Annotated in this window: 17 protein-coding genes and 2 pseudogenes; 4 read left to right on the plus strand and 15 right to left on the minus strand. The window is 66.5% G+C overall.

The features are described 5' to 3' along the window. Positions 1-121: 121 nt before the first annotated feature. The 7 genes and pseudogenes from ACLQI9_RS06055 to ACLQI9_RS06085 all read right to left on the minus strand — a co-directional run. Positions 122-202, minus strand: a pseudogene (locus ACLQI9_RS06055) (hypothetical protein); the annotation flags it as partial. A 202-nt stretch (positions 203-404) separates the two neighbouring features. After that, positions 405-1,397 carry an ABC transporter ATP-binding protein gene (locus ACLQI9_RS06060; RefSeq protein WP_442383729.1) on the minus strand — a complete coding sequence of 331 codons (993 nt, stop codon included), beginning with the start codon at positions 1,395-1,397 and terminating at the stop codon, positions 405-407. Positions 1,398-1,399: 2 nt separating this feature from the next. Then, a complete protein-coding gene (locus ACLQI9_RS06065) occupies positions 1,400-2,449 on the minus strand; it encodes an ABC transporter permease (protein WP_442383731.1) in 1,050 nt (349 codons plus the stop codon). A gap of 415 nt (positions 2,450-2,864) precedes the next feature. Continuing rightward, a complete protein-coding gene (gene ftsY / locus ACLQI9_RS06070) occupies positions 2,865-4,148 on the minus strand; it encodes a signal recognition particle-docking protein FtsY (protein WP_442383709.1) in 1,284 nt (427 codons plus the stop codon). An 11-nt stretch (positions 4,149-4,159) separates the two neighbouring features. After that, positions 4,160-7,759 carry a chromosome segregation protein SMC gene (smc, locus tag ACLQI9_RS06075; RefSeq protein WP_442383711.1) on the minus strand — a complete coding sequence of 1,200 codons (3,600 nt, stop codon included), beginning with the start codon at positions 7,757-7,759 and terminating at the stop codon, positions 4,160-4,162. An 11-nt stretch (positions 7,760-7,770) separates the two neighbouring features. Next, positions 7,771-8,067: an acylphosphatase gene (locus tag ACLQI9_RS06080; protein WP_442383713.1), complete on the minus strand. Its 297-nt coding sequence runs from the start codon at positions 8,065-8,067 to the stop codon at positions 7,771-7,773. Continuing rightward, on the minus strand, positions 8,054-8,467 hold the full coding sequence (locus ACLQI9_RS06085; protein ID WP_442383715.1) for an OsmC family protein: 414 nt from the start codon (positions 8,465-8,467) through the stop codon (positions 8,054-8,056). The genes ACLQI9_RS06080 and ACLQI9_RS06085 overlap by 14 nt, the downstream gene beginning before the upstream one ends. Positions 8,468-8,705: 238 nt before the next feature. Here ACLQI9_RS06085 and ACLQI9_RS06090 point away from each other — a divergent pair, with 238 nt between their 5' ends. Beyond that, positions 8,706-8,918, plus strand: a complete 213-nt coding sequence (locus tag ACLQI9_RS06090; RefSeq protein ID WP_442383717.1) for a hypothetical protein — start codon at positions 8,706-8,708, stop codon at positions 8,916-8,918. A 277-nt stretch (positions 8,919-9,195) separates the two neighbouring features. Here ACLQI9_RS06090 and mutM read toward each other — a convergent pair whose 3' ends face one another. The 4 genes from mutM to sepIVA are packed head-to-tail and all read right to left on the minus strand — an operon-like array spanning position 9,196 to position 12,122. Next, the gene (mutM, locus tag ACLQI9_RS06095; protein ID WP_442383719.1) at positions 9,196-10,056 is read right to left on the minus strand and encodes a DNA-formamidopyrimidine glycosylase; all 861 of its coding nucleotides are present in this window, start codon (positions 10,054-10,056) and stop codon (positions 9,196-9,198) included. 5 nt (positions 10,057-10,061) lie between these two features. Then, positions 10,062-10,802, minus strand: coding sequence for a ribonuclease III (gene rnc / locus ACLQI9_RS06100; RefSeq protein WP_442383733.1), 741 nt, complete (start codon positions 10,800-10,802; stop codon positions 10,062-10,064). Next, entirely contained in the window at positions 10,748-11,332 is a 585-nt protein-coding gene (locus ACLQI9_RS06105) for a YceD family protein (protein WP_442383721.1), read from the minus strand. The genes rnc and ACLQI9_RS06105 overlap by 55 nt, the downstream gene beginning before the upstream one ends. A gap of 52 nt (positions 11,333-11,384) precedes the next feature. After that, the gene (sepIVA, locus tag ACLQI9_RS06110; RefSeq protein WP_442391301.1) at positions 11,385-12,122 is read right to left on the minus strand and encodes a cell division protein SepIVA; all 738 of its coding nucleotides are present in this window, start codon (positions 12,120-12,122) and stop codon (positions 11,385-11,387) included. Between the two features lie 272 nt (positions 12,123-12,394). Here sepIVA and ACLQI9_RS06115 point away from each other — a divergent pair, with 272 nt between their 5' ends. Continuing rightward, on the plus strand, positions 12,395-13,573 hold the full coding sequence (locus ACLQI9_RS06115; RefSeq protein ID WP_442382088.1) for a permease: 1,179 nt from the start codon (positions 12,395-12,397) through the stop codon (positions 13,571-13,573). Between the two features lie 25 nt (positions 13,574-13,598). On the opposite strand, the gene ACLQI9_RS06120 is transcribed toward ACLQI9_RS06115, so the two are convergent. Next, positions 13,599-14,075, minus strand: coding sequence for a MarR family winged helix-turn-helix transcriptional regulator (locus tag ACLQI9_RS06120; protein WP_442382110.1), 477 nt, complete (start codon positions 14,073-14,075; stop codon positions 13,599-13,601). Between the two features lie 243 nt (positions 14,076-14,318). On the opposite strand from ACLQI9_RS06120, the gene ACLQI9_RS06125 reads away from it, so the two are divergent. Further along, positions 14,319-14,747: a pentapeptide repeat-containing protein gene (locus ACLQI9_RS06125; protein ID WP_442391306.1), complete on the plus strand. Its 429-nt coding sequence runs from the start codon at positions 14,319-14,321 to the stop codon at positions 14,745-14,747. Continuing rightward, on the plus strand, positions 14,689-14,958 hold the full coding sequence (locus ACLQI9_RS06130) for a hypothetical protein (protein WP_442391303.1): 270 nt from the start codon (positions 14,689-14,691) through the stop codon (positions 14,956-14,958). The genes ACLQI9_RS06125 and ACLQI9_RS06130 overlap by 59 nt, the downstream gene beginning before the upstream one ends. Before the next feature lie 28 nt (positions 14,959-14,986). Here the strand turns inward: ACLQI9_RS06130 and coaD are convergent, their stop codons facing one another. The 3 genes and pseudogenes from coaD to rsmD all read right to left on the minus strand — a co-directional run bounded on the left by coaD (position 14,987) and on the right by rsmD (position 16,228). After that, positions 14,987-15,475, minus strand: a complete 489-nt coding sequence (gene coaD / locus ACLQI9_RS06135) for a pantetheine-phosphate adenylyltransferase (protein WP_442382091.1) — start codon at positions 15,473-15,475, stop codon at positions 14,987-14,989. Positions 15,476-15,479: 4 nt separating this feature from the next. Further along, positions 15,480-15,602, minus strand: a pseudogene (locus ACLQI9_RS06140) (sirohydrochlorin chelatase); the annotation flags it as partial. 71 nt (positions 15,603-15,673) lie between these two features. After that, positions 15,674-16,228, minus strand: coding sequence for a 16S rRNA (guanine(966)-N(2))-methyltransferase RsmD (gene rsmD, locus ACLQI9_RS06145; protein WP_442382092.1), 555 nt, complete (start codon positions 16,226-16,228; stop codon positions 15,674-15,676). Between the last annotated feature and the right edge of the window lie 60 nt (positions 16,229-16,288).

The following is a 16,288-nucleotide window of genomic DNA, read 5'->3' on the forward strand; positions in this document are numbered from 1 at the left end:
CGGCAAGGCCGCGTCCAGCGCGGGAGCGACCGATGACCCGTGGTCAAGACAATGCAAAGTCGTTGTTTCGAAATGACACGCTGGCAGGTTTCGCCCGTGTTACAGAATTTTCTCGCGCCGCTCAGCCGAGAAGTGCGTCAACGAAGGCGGCGGGTTCGAACGGCGCAAGGTCGTCCGGACCCTCCCCGAGCCCGGCCAACCGCTCGATGCGGTTTGGGCTTCCTGCAGATCAGTCCCGTCGTGGACAGTCCACCACCACCATCCCCGCTGGGGTCCACGTCAGTATCGTTTCACTGTTGGTCAACGATGTCCGCCATATCACCCTTGCCATCTCCGACACGAAGTTTTGGGTTGCCGGCGCAGGCCGCGGGTTCGAGTCCCGCCCGCAACACAAGTGCACGGCGCTAATTCATTGCGATGTCGCGGTGCTCGATGAGGTCGCGCACGCCGGCGGCGCCGAGTCGCTCCCGGAACGCGCGCACGGTGTAGCCGACGACGGTCGCATCGGTACGGGCACGCACCGTCGCCGAGCGGGGCATACCGAACAGTGGTCCGATCTCGCCGAAGTAGTCGCCGGACGTGGCGACCTTGAGCAGCTCTTCACCGCCGGCCGCCAGCTCGCGTACGATTTCGAGTTCGCCTTCGGAGACTATGTAGATCAGGTCCCCTATGCTGCCCTGCTCGAACAGCACGGAACCGCTTGTAAGACTGACCGTTTCGGGCTCCCGGTGGATAGAGATGAACTGCTGCACCATCTCGACGACGCGGTCGGCGAGCGGGAGGATGCGGGTGTCGTGCGTGGCGACCACGACAACCCGCTCACCCGTCGCCAACTCGCGGATCAGCCGCAGCACCTCTTCTACCTGGATGAAGTCCAGGTGCGCCGTGGGTTCGTCGGCCAGGATCAACGGCGGGTCCAATGCGATCGCGCGGGCGACCGCCACCCGTTGCTGCTGACCGCCGCTCAGGTCGCCGGGTCGGTGCCTCATCCGGTCCTGTAGTCCGACGCGCGTCAATAACTCCTCGGCGCGCTCTTGCGCCGCGCGACGCGACCATCCGGCCGCCCACAGCGGCACCATCACATTCTCAACCGCGCTGAGGCTCGCTACCAGGTTGAACGCCTGGAATACGATGCCGACGGTGTCGCGTCGGTACGCGGCAAGCGCGCGGCGATCCAGCGTGGTGACCTCGACGTCGCCGAACTCGATGCGGCCGCCAGTCGGGCTGAGGATGCCGCCCAGACACGACAGCAACGTGGTCTTCCCGCACCCGCTCGGGCCCAGCAGGATCACCAGCGATCCCGCGGTGACCTCCAGGTCCAGGCCGTCGATCGGGCGGACCGCGTACCGGTCGCTGGAGTATTCGACGACGAGATTTTTGATGCGCAGATCACCCACGGTCACGGGCCTCCGAACGCAAGCGCCGGGTCCACGGTCACCGCGCGCCGTATTCCCGCGACGCTGGCCAGCAGACCGATCACCACCGCGATCACCGGAAGCAACACGAAGGCCGACGTGGGCACCACCACGGGGATGGGGAACGTCGGAGCGAGCCCCAGCGAGAGCACCCCGCCGAGCGCCGCCGCGACCACCGCCACGATCACCGCCTGCAGTACCAGACCGGCGAGCACCGAGCGAGTGGCGACACCGACCGCTTTGAACACCGCGAAGTCGCGGGTCCGCTCCAGCGCGGACAGATAGATCAGCGATCCCACGATCAGCGCCGCAACCGCCCACAGCAGAATCGCCAGGTAGGATAGCGCCCCGAAGGCCTTTTGCAGCGGGCGCAACAGGTCGTTTATCGCAGTGTCGCGACCCACGATGCGGTAGCCGTCGGGTATCTCCGCCGCTGTACCGCGCAAGCCGACGGCGGAAATTAGCGGCTGCCCCGAAAACAGCACTTGCTGCGCCCCTTCGACGGTGAGGAATGCGTTGGCCTGGCCCGCGAGCGCGGTGGATTTGTCGACGAGTCCGACGATCCGCACTACGCGCGACCCGATCTCGACATCGTCGCCGACAGCGCGCCCGAGGGTCTTCGATATCGCGACCTCGCCGGGGCTCGACGGTGCCCGCCCAGCCGCCATTGTCGGCATCCCCGGTCCGTATTCGGGCATCCCGAACACGTTCACGTTCTGCGATGAACCGCGGTCCTGCAGTGCCTCTTGGGCGAAGACCAGCGGGATCGCCGATTCGACGCCCGGGACCCTGCCGACGGCCTGTGCTTCTGCCACGGGGAACATCGCCGCACCCAGGAATGGGCCTACTGCGCCCGCCTTGATGAGGTAGGTGTCGATGCCCAGCGAATCAACCGTGTGCCGAGCCTCGAAGCGAAAGCCATTGGCCAGTCCGGTGAGGACGAGGGTCATCGCGAACACCACGCCGGTGCCGATGACCGCAATAACGAAGCGCCGCCGTCGCCACTGCAGATCGCGCAACGCGGTGATCAGCACGCCGCTCGGCGCCATGCTGCGCTACGTTAGCGACCGCACCGGCCTCGCGATGCTGGTTCGGTGAAATCGGTGCACGACCTGCACGGCATCGACGCTCGCGCATTCCAACGCCGGCAAGTTCGCTGCAGACACCCTGACGACACCGGTAGGCGCAGCGGTCTATCTTTTCGGCCGCTGTGTGAGGAATCTTCAGGACATGAAAGCCTGCCCTATCCGGTGGCACATTGAGCAGCGCAACCCGACTAGCGCCACCTTACGTCAAGTTCGGCAAGCACGTTCGCTATCGGTTGAGCGATGTAATCGCCTGCGGGAGAGACCAATTCGCGAGCATAAGCGCAACTCCGCGTGAAAAGATGTTGCATCCCTCTTCGGCGGTATGCATGCGAGCTCACGTCGCTTGAGTCCGACCCTTCGGTCAACCGAGCAGGGCGTCGACGAAGGCGGCGGGTTCGAACGGCGCAAGGTCGTCGGGTCCCTCCCCGAGCCCGACCAGCTTCACCGGCACCCCCAGTTCCTGCTGGACCCGGAAAACGATGCCGCCCTTGGCGGTTCCGTCCAGCTTGGTCAGCACCGCTCCGGTGATGTCGACGACGTCGGCGAACACCCGCGCCTGTGCCAGCCCGTTCTGCCCGATGGTGGCGTCGAGCACCAGCAGCACTTCGTCGACCGCCGCGCGCCTCATCACCACCCGTTTGACCTTGCCGAGCTCGTCCATCAAGCCGGTTTTGGTGTGCAGCCGACCGGCGGTGTCGATCACCACGACGTCAGCGCCCGCGGCGATGCCTTTGTCGACGGCGTCGAACGCCACCGAGGCGGGGTCGGCGCCCTCGGCCCCGCGTACCACTTCAGCGCCCACCTGTGCGGCCCAGGCCTGCAACTGATCGGCGGCGGCGGCCCGGAAAGTGTCGGCGGCGCCCAGCACCACCCGTCGGCCGTCGGCGACCAACACCCGCGCCAGTTTGCCGACGGTGGTGGTCTTGCCGGTGCCGTTCACGCCGACGACCAGCAGCACCGAGGGGTGGTCGTCATGCGGCAACGCGCGGACGGATCGGTCCAGGCCGGGTTGGAGCTCAGTGATCAGCACTTCACGCAGCACCGCCCGGGCATCGGCCTCGGTGCGTATGTCTTTGCTGGCGAGCCGGTCGCGTAGCTGCGTCACCACCGACGTGGTTACCGTCGGGCCTAAGTCGGCGACCAGCAGGGTGTCCTCTACTTCCTCCCAAGAGCCTTCGTCGAGATCGCCACCGCCGAGGATCCCTAACAGGCTGCGGCCCAACGCATTCTGTGACCGGGCAAGCCGGCCGCGCAGTCGCTCCAACCGTCCTTCGGGCGGTGCGATGGCCTCGACGTCCGGCGCTACCGGCTCGGGTGCAGGTGCCTCGACCGGTGGCGGTGTGACGGTATCCGGTTCGGGCAGTTGGACATCGGAGATCGGACGCTTCGGAGCATCGCGCGGAATGGTCGCGTCGTCGCCGACGGCGGGCAGGCCGGTGGTATCGATCCGCTCCGGAGCTTCGGTGCGGCTGAAGGTGATTCCTGCCGACGCGGTGTAGCCGCCCGAACGATCGAGGGTGGCGGTTTGCTCGCGGGCCGACAGCCTGATCTGCCGCCGGCGATACCGGGCCAGACCCAGTACCAATGCGGCGATGACGATCAGCGCCGCGGTGACCGCGATCGCGATCCACAGACCTTCCGACAAGGTGTTCCTCGCTATGTAGTCGTGACCAGCTGGTCGACCTGCTGGCCGCGCATCCGCTGGGAGATCACCGCGGTGATGCCGTCGTCGCGCATCGTCACGCCGTAGAGCGCGTCGGCAACCTCCATCGTCGGCTTTTGGTGGGTGATGATGATCAGCTGCGACTGTGCTCGCAACTGTTCGAACAGGCCGAGCAGGCGGTGCAGGTTCATGTCGTCGAGCGCCGCCTCTACCTCGTCCATGATGTAGAACGGCGACGGACGGGCCCGGAAGATCGCCACCAGCATCGCGACCGCGGTCAGCGCCTTCTCCCCACCGGACAGCAGCGATAGCCGCTTGATCTTCTTGCCGGGCGGACGGGCCTCGACCTCGATGCCGGTGGTCAGCATGTCGTCGGGGTCGGTGAGCCGCAACCGACCCTCTCCGCCGGGGAATAGGGCGGCAAACACCCCGTGGAACTCGCGTTCCACATCGGCGTACGCGTCGGCGAACACCTGCAGGATACGGGCGTCGACGTCGGCCACCACGTCGAGCAGGTCCTTGCGCGCGGCCTTGACGTCCTCGAGCTGGGTGGACAGGAAGTTATAGCGCTCCTCCAGCGCCGCGAACTCCTCGAGCGCCAACGGGTTGACCCGGCCCAGCTCGGCCAACTCTCGTTCGGCGCGTTTGGCGCGACGTTCCTGGGTGGGCCGGTCGAACGGCATCGGCGCCGGCGCGGTCACCTGCTCGCCACGCTCGCGGGCCTGCTCGTATTCGGCGAGCTCGAGTTCGGTCGGCGGCAGCGTAACCTGCGGGCCATATTCGGCGACCAGATCGTCTGGCGCCATCCCGAACTGCTCGAGCACCATTTGCTCAAGCTGCTCGATCCGCAGCGCCGCCTGTGCTTGGGCCACCTCGTCGCGGTGCAACGACTCGGTAAGCGCAGCGATCCGGGTGCCCAGTGCGTTCACCTCTTCGCGGACCGCCGCCATGGCAACCGACCGTTGCTGGCGTTCGGCGGCGAGCACGTCGCGGTTGCGCGACGCGGCCGCGACCACCTGATCCAGCCGCCCGGCGAGCCGCCGCCCGGCGTCGGCCACCGCAGCGGCCACCGCGGCCGCGTGCTCACGCGCGGCGCGGGCCTGCTGGGCACGTAGCCTCGCCTCCCGTTCCGCGGCGGCGGCGCGACGCAGCGAATCCGCGCGTCCGCGAACGGCATTGGCGCGCTCCTCGGCGGTGCGCACCGCCAACCGGGCCTCCACCTCGACCCCGCGAGCCGCGTCGGCCGCCGCGGCAATTTGCTGCCGGTTGACCGGCTCGGCCGCGACGTGTTGTGTCTGTTCGACGTTGCGCAGCCGGGTCTCGAGTTCACCGAGCTCGGCCAGGGTTTCAGCGCGTCCGGCCTCTAACTCCACACGTTGGCGCAGCACCCTGCGCCACTCCTCTTCGGTGACGCGGGCGTCCTGGCCCAGCCGACTGAGCTGCTCGTAGATCGCCGAGATCGCGGCGTCCGACTCGTTGAGCGCGGCCAACGCCTGTTCGGCGGAGTCCTGGCGAGCGGCCTGCTCGCTCAGCGCCCCGGATAACGCCGCGGCGAGCTGGCTGGCCTGCGTCTCGGATGCCGCCAGTTCGCTACGCGCCTTGGCGATTTCGGAGGTGATCTCCAGCGTGGACGGTTTGCGGTCGGACCCGCCGCTGACCCAGCCGGCACCCACCAGATCACCGTCGCGGGTAACCGCGCGCAACCGCGGGCGGGCGGCCACCAGATCCATTGCCTCGGTGAGGTTGCCGACCACCGCGACGCCAGAGAGCAACGCGATCATCGCGCCACGCAGCCTCGCCGGCGCCTCGACCAGGTCGAGCGCCCACCGCACGCCGTCGGGCAGGGGGTACGTCGCCGGCGCTGGGTCTTCTATGGTCGGCCAGTCGCTGAGCACAATGGCCGCACGACCGCCGTCGGCCTGCTTCAGCGCGGTCACCGCGGAAGCCGCCGCGCTGAAGCTGTCGGCGGCCAGCGCATCAGCGGCTGCGCCAAGGACCGCAGCAAGTGCGGCTTCATAACCCGAATGCACCTTGACCAACTTTGCCACGGACCCGAAAAGCCCGGCGCCGCCGCGATTTCGGGTGAGCCAGTCAGCGCCGTCCTTGCGATCGAGCGTGGTCGACAACGCGTCGATCCGGGCCCGCAGCGAAGCCACTTGGCGTTCGGCGCCACGCTCGGCCGATTGCAGTTCGGCGACCCGCTCGTCGGCCAGCCGCAAGGCCGCCACCATCCGGTCGTGGTGCTCGTCGAGGCCGATTTCGCCTTGGTCGAGCTCACCGACCCGGCCCTGCATGGTTTCGAACTCGACCTGCGCGTGATGGGCGCGGGCGGCGGCCTCCTCGATGCGCTCCGACAACTTGGCCACGCTGTCATCAATCGACTCGACGCGCGCGCGCATGGTCTCGACCTGGCCGGCCAGCCGGGCCAGGCCCTCGCGGCGGTCGGCCTCTGCGTGCACCGCCGCCAGGTGAGCCTGTTCGGCTTCGGCGGCATCACGCTCACGGCCGGCCAGCTCAGTTCGCGCGGCGTCAAGTCGGGTGCGGGTTGCGGCCAGCTCGGCCAGCAGCTGCTGCTCGGCGGCGGCCACTTGCTGAGCCTCCGCCTCCAACGCATCGGGGTCGGGTCCGCCGGTCGTGGTCGGCTCGACGTCCAGATGCTGAGCACGCTCGCTGGCGATGCGCACGGTCGCGCTTACCCGTTCGGCCAAGGCGGACAACCGGAACCAGGTCTGCTGACCTGACTCGGCACGTTCAGACAGGGACGCCAGCGCGGCTTCTTGCGCGGCCAGCTCGTCGGACGCCACCGCCGCCCGGGCCGCGGCTTCGTCGTGTTCGCGGCGCAACGCGGCCTCGGCCTGGTTGGTGTCGTTGAGCTCGGCCTGCCGGACGACCACGTCGGCGGCGGCCAGCCGCAACCGGGCATCGCGCAGATCGGCCTGGATGGTCTGGGCCCGGCGAGCCACCTCGGCCTGCCGGCCCAACGGTTTGAGCTGGCGGCGCAGTTCGGTGGTCAGATCGGTGAGCCGGGCCAGGTTCGCCGACATCGCCTCGAGCTTGCGGACGGCTTTTTCCTTGCGCTTGCGGTGTTTGAGCACACCGGCGGCTTCTTCGATGAATGCCCGCCGATCCTCCGGCCGTGATTCCAGGATCTCGTTCAGCTTGCCCTGCCCGACGATGACATGCATCTCACGGCCGATGCCGGAGTCGCTCAGCAGCTCCTGGACGTCCATCAAACGGCAACTGCTGCCGTTGATTTCGTATTCGCTGGCGCCGTCGCGAAACATCCGGCGGGTGATCGACACTTCGGAGTATTCAATCGGCAAGGCATTGTCGGAGTTGTCGATGGTGACAACGACCTCGGCGCGGCCCAGCGGAGCCCGCGACGACGTCCCAGCGAAGATGACGTCTTCCATCTTGCCGCCCCGCAGCGTCTTGGCTCCCTGCTCCCCCATCACCCAGGCCAACGCATCCACAACGTTGGATTTGCCCGACCCGTTGGGCCCGACGACTACGGTGATGCCGGGCTCAAACCGCAGCGTCGTCGGCGAGGCGAAGGATTTGAAGCCCTTCAGCGTCAGGCTCTTGAGGTACACGGCGTGCCAGACTACCGCTCGGTGAACCCGCTGATCGGTTCGCCGCGCGGCGACCAATCGACGACAACGTTGTCGACGTGGCCAGGCGTTTTCCCGTCCTGCAACAGGCGTAACAACCGTTCACACGCGTCACGTGAGCCCTGCGCGACCACCTGCACCCGCCCGTCGGGACGGTTGGCGGCGTAGCCGGTCAGTCCGAGTTCCAGCGCCCGCGAGCGAGTCCACCACCGGAAGCCAACACCTTGCACCCGCCCGTGCACCCAGGCGGTAAGGCGTACGCCGTCAGCTTCCGAGTCAGGCTCCGACATCGGCTACCTCGAAGGTGATCGTCGTGCCGGATTTCAGAGTTCGGCCGACAGTACAGACTTGGTCGATGGCCCGGTTGGCCACAACCAGCAGGCGCTCCTTTTCTTGCTCGGACAACCCTGCCATGTCGATTTCGAGGGTCTCCTGCAGCAGCGGATAGCGCTCCTGCTCGCGGTCGGCGTCGCCGGACACCCGAATCGTCACCTGGTAATCGTCGCCGAGGCGATGGGCCACCGGGTGGTCACTGGACATCCCGCTACACGCGGCGAGCGCGATCTTCATCAACTCGCCGGGAGTAAATACCCCGTCGACGTCCTCGGAGCCGATGAGTACTTGGGCTCCGCGCGAGCTGTGCCCGGTATAGCGGCGCACCCCGGTGCGTTCCACCCACAGTTCCGTCATGGGTTCTTTCTACCGGCTCGCCACGCGCCGAGATCGACCGGCAGAGCGCGAAAAGTCGACTTATGTCGCTCTAAGGTTGATCTCGCAGCGCGGGCATTAGCGAACGGGCACCATCGTCCCGGGTCAAGCACCAAGATGAAACGAGTGATCACGACCGAAGACATCCGATGGTCGGTGACGGCTTTGCCTGAGGTGACGGAGACGTCGCACTTCCGGTTTAAGGTTCGCGTTTCTGGGAATGGGCCAGCACGAGGACACCGCGATCTTCTGCATGTCGGAAGACGCCGCCGAGCCCGCTGCCAATGCCAACCCGGACACCTACCTGCAGGTCCGGTTGGGCAGCCTGGACAGCGCCCGCGCTCAAGAACTCATAGAACAGGCGTGGCGGGACCAGGCGCCAAACGCCTTGCGTCGAGATCGACGCCAGCGCAGGAAATTTAAGCGAGCGTGACGCTAGCGTCGACTCGACGCGCCAGCGCGGCCATCGACTCACTCGACCCCGATAAGCGCGCCACTGTGCCGGTATCGCCGACAAATCCGTGCAACCGGCGTCGATGACCGAAGCCGTCCGGTTAGGACCTTCCAGTTTGGCGACGACCTCAGCGAGATCGATTCCACTCACTGCGTGCTTGCGTTTCAGTCGATTTGGCATGCGTCGAGATCGACACTAGAGCACGAAAACTCGACTGACGACGCTCCAACGTCGATCTCGGCGCGCCGGATAGTCGTCAATGCCGCAGCGTTCGCGGACGCGGCTGGCACCGCGGACAGTGGTACGACGAGCGATTCATGAACTTTTCGCGGCGGATCACCGCCCCGCAGCGCCGGCAGTGTTCACCCTCGCGGCCGTACACGTTGAGCGACCGGTCGAAGTAGCCGGATTGACCGTTGACGTTGACGTAGAGCGAATCGAACGAGGTGCCGCCCTGCGCCAGTGCGTCGCGCATCACCTCGGCGGCCGCCTCTAGGACTGACGCCAGCTGCCGACGGGTCAGCGTGTCGGCGACGCGCGCGCCGTTCACCTTGGCGCGCCACAACGCTTCGTCGGCATAGATGTTGCCGATGCCCGACACCACGGTCTGGTCGAGCAGCTGGCGTTTGATCTCGGAGTGCTTGCGCCTCAACACGCTGACCACCGCGTCGATGTCGAATCGCGGGTCGAGAGGATCGCGCGCCAAGTGGGCGACGGGCGCCGGAACCACGCTGCCGTCCACCGTCACCATCTCGGCAAGCAACCACCCGCCGAACGTGCGCTGATCGACGAAGCTCAGCGTTGTACCGTCATCGAGGACCGCCGCGATCCGCAGGTGGCCCGCGTTCGGCACCGTCCCGAGCAGCATCTGACCGCTCATGCCGAGGTGGACCAAGAGCGCGCAGTCGCCCTCGTCCAACAGGAGCCACAAATACTTTCCGCGCCGATCTGTGCCGGTGATCCGGGCGTCCAGCAGCCGCGCGGTCAGGTCGGCGGGGCCGGCCTCGTGGCGGCGCACTGCACGGGGGTGATGCACTCGGACGGCGGTGATGGTTCTGCCCACCACATGGGCCTGCAAGCCGCGCCGCACCACCTCAACCTCGGGTAGTTCGGGCATCTAGATCACGCGCTGTCGAGCACGCTCAGGGTTTTCCAGGCGGCTGCCGCAGCATGCTGCTCGGCTTCCTTCTTCGATCGGCCCACACCCGATCCGTATTCGGTGTCGGTCACGATCACGACGGCGGTGAACTCTTTGTGGTGGTCGGGTCCGGTCGAGCTGACCTGATACGACGGTGCGCCCAGGCCGCGGGCTGCGGTCAGCTCCTGCAGGCTGGTCTTCCAGTCCAATCCGGCGCCCAGGGACGGCGCGGCGTCCAGCAGGGGACCGAATAGCCGCAGGATCACCTCCCGCGCGCCGTCCATACCGTGGTGCAGGTAGATCGCTCCCAGCAGCGATTCCATGCTGTCTGCCAGGATGCTGGATTTGTCGGCCCCACCGGTGTTGGCCTCGCCGCGTCCCAATAGCAGGTGCGCGCCGAGTCCTTGCTCGGTGAGATTCCGCGCGACTTCGGCCAACGCCTGGGTGTTGACGACGCTGGCGCGCAGTTTGGCCAGATCCCCCTCCGAGCGGTCGGGGTGTCGGTGGAACAGTTCGTCAGTGACGGTCAGCCCGAGGACAGCGTCGCCGAGAAACTCCAAGCGCTCGTTGGTGGGTAGACCGCCGTGCTCGTAGGCGTAGCTGCGGTGGGTCAGCGCCAGGGTCAGCAGCTCATCGGGCAGATCGACGCCGAGCGCGTCGAGCAGGTCATTCACTCCGCGCCCCCGTCGTCGTCGGTCCGCAACATTGTGGCCAGCCTGGCCCAGCGCGGGTCGATCTCGTCGTGGTGATGACCGGGCTCGGCGGTTGCCAGCGGGATGCCGCAATGCGGACACAGGCCCGGGCAATCCGCCCGGCACACCGGCGAGAACGGCAGTTCCAGTCCCACTGCGTCGATGATCGGCTGCTCGAGATCGACGATGTCGTTGACGACCCGACCGACCTCGTCGTCGTCGGTCGTCGCGTCGGTGATGCTGTCCGGATAGGCGAACAGCTCGATCAGCGCGACTTCGACGCGCCCGCTGAACGGTGTGAGGCAGCGGGCACATTCGCCGGTGGTGGGCGCGGTCAGCGTCCCGGTCACCAGCACACCTTCGGACACCGATTCGACGCGGAGATCGAGCTCCAACGGCGCGCCGACCTGGATTCCGATCATTTCCAGGCCGATGCGCGACGGGCTGGACACGACGTTGTGCAGGGGAAACATCGATCCCGGGCGTCGTCCCAGCCGCGCGATGTTGACGGCTAGCGGCGAGCCCGGATTCGGCTGCGCCGTTTGGCTGTGCTGCCGGGCCATAGCGGCAATCCTACGGGCGGCCACCAGCCGCCTGGTGTCGCCGGTACCAGGGCTAGCGCTGCGCGTAGTCGTGCACGCCAGCCGCCGTCCGCAGTTGATGGCGGCCGCGGTTGACCGAGCGCAGGGTGCTGTTGAGGTACTCCTCGAACTCGGCCAGCTTACTGTCGACGTAGATATCGCATTCACCGCGCAGCCGGTCGGCTTCGGCGTGCGCCGCATCGATGAGTCGGGTGGACTCGGCGTTGGCCGATTGCACGACCTCGGTCTGGGAGACCAGGCGCTGCTGTTCTTTGATGCCCTCTTGCACGGCTTTCTCGTAGGAGATGTTGCCGTTTTCGACAAGCCGGTCGCATTCCGTCTTGGCGCGGCCTGTGGTGGCCTCGTACTCGCATTTGGCCGCCGCCGCGATACGGACCGCTTCCTCACGTGCTTCGGAAACCATTCGTTCGCTGTGCTGGCGCGCCTCGCCCACCATCCGGTCGGCCTGCGCCTTCGCCTCGGCCAAGACCCGGTCGGCCTCCGTGCGGGCGTGGTTGAGCATCGAGTCGGACTCGGTATTGGCCGAGGACACCACGGAGTCCGCGTGCGCCTTGGCCTCGTGCAGCAGCGAGTCGCGGGCGTCGAGCACGTCCTGGGCGTCATCCAGCTCGCCCGGGATCGCGTCCTTGATGTCATCGATCAGTTCGAGCACGTCGCCGCGGGGCACCACGCAGCCCGCGGTCATCGGCACACCACGAGCTTCTTCGACAATGGCGCCCAGCTCGTCGAGCGCCTCAAATACTCGGTACACGGCAACACCCTCCCGGCATCGTTGTTGTTACCAGTGTGCCTGGTGTTACACCTGTGACTGGGTTGCCGGGCCCGGTGTGTCGGGCATTAAGCGACCGGAGCTGCGCCCACTCACCTGCACACTTGGTGTCATTATGTCGGCTCGGGCAGATTTACAGCAATCATGAATCGGCGCGGCCTGAAGGGGCCGACGGCCGCACAAGGGGACAAGATACCCCCTGGGGGTACTTTGATAGAGCCAAGGTAGGCGCAAAGGCCGAAGTGGAGGCTGTGGTGGTAGAGGAAGCGGCGGGAGCGGTTGGGCATGCGTTAACGCTGGCGGGGTCGATGACGTGGGAGATCCTGTGGGCGTTGATCCTGGGCTTCGCCCTTTCGGCGGTGGTACAGGCTGTCGTGCGTCGATCGACCGTGGTGGCTCTGCTGGGTGACGACCGGCCCCGCACCCTGGCGATCGCGGCCGGACTGGGCGCCGCGTCGTCGTCGTGCTCGTATGCCGCGGTGGCCCTGGCCCGGTCGCTGTTCCGCAAGGGCGCCAATTTCACCGCCGCCATGGCCTTCGAGATCGGCTCTACAAATCTGGTGGTGGAGTTGGGCATCATCCTGGCTCTGCTGATGGGCTGGCAGTTCACCGCGGCGGAATTCGTCGGCGGCCCATTGATGATCGTGGTTCTGGCTGTGCTGTTCCGGCTGTTCGTGCGCTCGCGGCTCATTGACGCTGCCCGTCGACAGGCCGATCGGGGGTTAGCCGGGTCGATGGAAGGCCATGCGGCCATGGACATGTCGATTCAAGGTGAGGGCTCGTTTTGGCGGCGGTTGGTATCGCGGGAAGGTTTTACCTCGGTCTCCCATGTGTTTGTCATGGAATGGAGCGCGATCCTTCGCGATCTGATTCTGGGGCTGCTGATCGCGGGTGCCATAGCGGCCTGGGTGCCCGAATCATTCTGGCAACACTTCTTTTTCGTTGACCACCCGGTTTTGTCGACGCTGTGGGGACCGATCGTGGGACCCGTCGTCGCGATCGTCTCGTTCGTCTGTTCGATCGGCAACGTGCCGCTGGCCGCGGTGTTGTGGAACGGCGGTATCAGCTTCGGCGGCGTCGTCGCGTTCATCTTCGCCGACCTGTTGATCCTGCCGATCTTGAATATCTACCGCAAGTACTACGGCACTGCGATGATGCTGATGCTGCTGGGCACCTTCTACGCTGCGATGGTCGTGGCCGGCTACCTCGTCGAATTGGTTTTCGGCGCAGCGAGTCTCATTCCTTCGCAACGCAATGCAACGGTGATGCACGCCGGCATTTCGTTGAACTACACCACCTGGCTCAATATCGCCTTCCTCGCACTGGCCACGGTGCTCGTTATACGGTTCGTGACGACGGGCGGCATCCCGATGCTGCGCATGATGGGCGGCTCCCCAGACACGGAACACGACCATCACGATCACTGCCATTAGTAGCGTGGCCAGCAGCCGCGGGCGGCTACTTCTGGTCGACCCGCAATTCGGCGGGAGAGTCACACGATGAGGCATCGTCAGTTGACGGATTCCCGGCGCGGTAGAGCAGCCGCTTGAGTTGGCGTTGTTCGGCAGGGCTGAGATGCGCCAGCATCTGTTCATCGGCGGCGTCGACGGCCGCTTCCGCGCGCTTGAGCACCGCCCTGCCCTTGCGGGTGAGCTGGGCCGGCAGTGCGCGGCCTAACGGCGCTGTCGCGGGGCGGGTAACAACGCCCATATCTTGCAGCCCTTGCAAAACCTGGTTCATCGCTTGCGCAGTGACGTAGGTGTGCCGCGCCAGCTCGGCGCTGGTACGGCCCGGATACGCATCGAGAATGCGCATGCAGACGAATTCCGGCAATCCGAGCCCCAGCGGTCGCAACGCCGTCGCCGCCTGGGGTCGCAGTCGCCCCATCAACCGGCGCACCAGAAAGCCCAGCGGTTGATCCTCGGGTTCGCTCATCTCGTCCATGCTGGCATGGATACGTGGTCCAAGGCACCGATTAGGCAGCGCGTCGCCCGGTGAGTCAGTACCGGACAGGCGCCCGCGTCCGCATCCAACCTTCATATCAAGTTTCTTGACACGTATTGGCCGGCCGCGTATCAAGGAACTAGATATAAACCTTGGCGACTGAGTCGGTTGGCTAGTCGCCGTTAATTGAAGGAGAACAAGGGTGTTCGGTGGTGGATTTTCTGGTGGCCCCGGTTGGGGTGGACCGGGTTTCGGTGGGCACGGCTTCGGCGGACCTGGCTTCGGCGGTCCCGGCTTCGGTGGCCCAGGCTTCGGCGGGCACGGCTGGGGCGGACCTGGCTTCGGTGGGCACGGCTTCGGTGGGCACGGCTTCGGTGGGCACGGCTTCGGCGGGCACGGCTTCGGTGGGCACGGCTTCGGTGGGCCCCGCAAGCGGGCAGTGATCGGCACCGCAGCATTGCTGCTCGACGGGCCGGCGAACGCCGAGCAGATTGTGCAGCGCGTTTCCGAGGCGACCGAGGGCGCTTTCACTCCTCCGCAGGGGGTCGTCGAGCTCGCTATCGGACTACTGGCCGGCCGCGGCTTCGTGACGGTCAACGACGGGGTGGCCACCCTGACCGAGCTGGGCACGAATGTGTTGGCGTGGAAGGGCATCAGCAGTGAGACCACCCACGCGTTCCTGGGTCGCGCCGCAAAGTTCGGCGATGTCATCAAGATCCGTTGGGGACTCTTCGAACTCGCCGGGCTAGCGCGGACCATCGTGTGGTCGGGCACGGATGAGCAGAAGGCGAAACTCGCCGAGGCTCGAACCAAGGTCTTGACTGCGATCAACGAAGCGAAGCAGTCACTGCACAGCGCGCTCGCCGAGAGCTGACGAAACCAATCCGCTAGCGCGGCCGGAGCTACGCCCGGCCGCGCTGGCGCAGTTTTTCGGCCAGCCGGCGGTTGACCGGCTCGGGCAGCAGCTCGGAGACATTACCGCCAAGCAGCGCGACCTCTTTCGCCAACGATGACGACACGAACGAATACCGCGGTGTGGTTGCCACGAAGAAGGTGTCGACACCGGCGACGTGTTTATTCATCTGCGCCATCTGCAGTTCGTATTCGAAGTCGGTGCCGGTGCGCAGCCCCTTGACGATGGCCGTCATCCCGCGCGCGGTGACGAAGTCGACGACCAGACCTTCCCCGCCCTCCACCCGCAGGTTGGGCAGATGCGCCGTCGACTCCTTGATCATCGCGATCCGCTCGTCGAGGTCGAACATGCCTTTTTTTGCGGGGTTGACCAGAATCGCCACCACCACTTCGTCAAACTGGGCCGAGGCGCGTTCGAAAACGTCGATGTGGCCCAACGTGACCGGATCAAATGACCCCGGGCATACCGCGCCGCTCATTTGCGCCGCTCTCCCCCGCAAGCGGGCGGTGCCCCCACCTCATCGCTTCGCTCTGCATCGTCGCCGGCGCAGCCATCACGCCGCTCCTCCTCATCGCTTCGCTCTGCATCGTCGCCGGCGCAGCCATCACGCCGCTCCTCCTCATCGCTTCGCTCTGCATCGTCGCCGGCGGTCATGTGCGATGACGCTACACCTGACTCAGAGCCATTCGGCCAGCTCCAAACGGGTGTCGCCGTAAACCCGCTGCTGCCAGGGATGCCACCCAGTCGGCCAACTCAGCGGCGTGCTGCCGGCCGCGCGTTCAAAAACGGCGAGCGTTCCTTCGTGAGCCCAGTCGTGTGTGGTCAGAGCGGCCAAAACGGCCTGAACGTCGGCCGTCTCGACGTCGTAAGGCGGGTCGGCCAAGACGAGATCGACCGGCGCTGCGGCCCCGGCCGCCAGCACGGCCGTCACCAACCCGCGACACAGCGTCGCGCCGGGCAGGTCGAGGGTGGCGATGTTGCGCGCGAGCACGGCCGCCGCGCGGTGGTCGGACTCGACGAACAGCGCCGACGTCGCACCGCGCGACAGCGCCTCCAGGCCCAGCGCACCCGAGCCGGCGTATAGGTCCAGGACAGACATACCGTTGAAGTTTCGCCGGGCGGCCACGATGTTGAACAGCGATTCGCGGACCCGATCGGTGGTCGGCCGGGTACCCCGCGGCGGTACCGCGATCCGCCGTCCCCCGGCGACGCCGCCGATGATCCGAGTCACAAGCGCCGCTCCTCTCCCCCGCAAGCGGGAGGTGCCCCCACATCGCTCTCTTGCTCTGCA

The sequence above is a fragment of the Mycobacterium sp. genome, assembly GCF_052143115.1.
Classification (GTDB): domain Bacteria; phylum Actinomycetota; class Actinomycetes; order Mycobacteriales; family Mycobacteriaceae; genus Mycobacterium.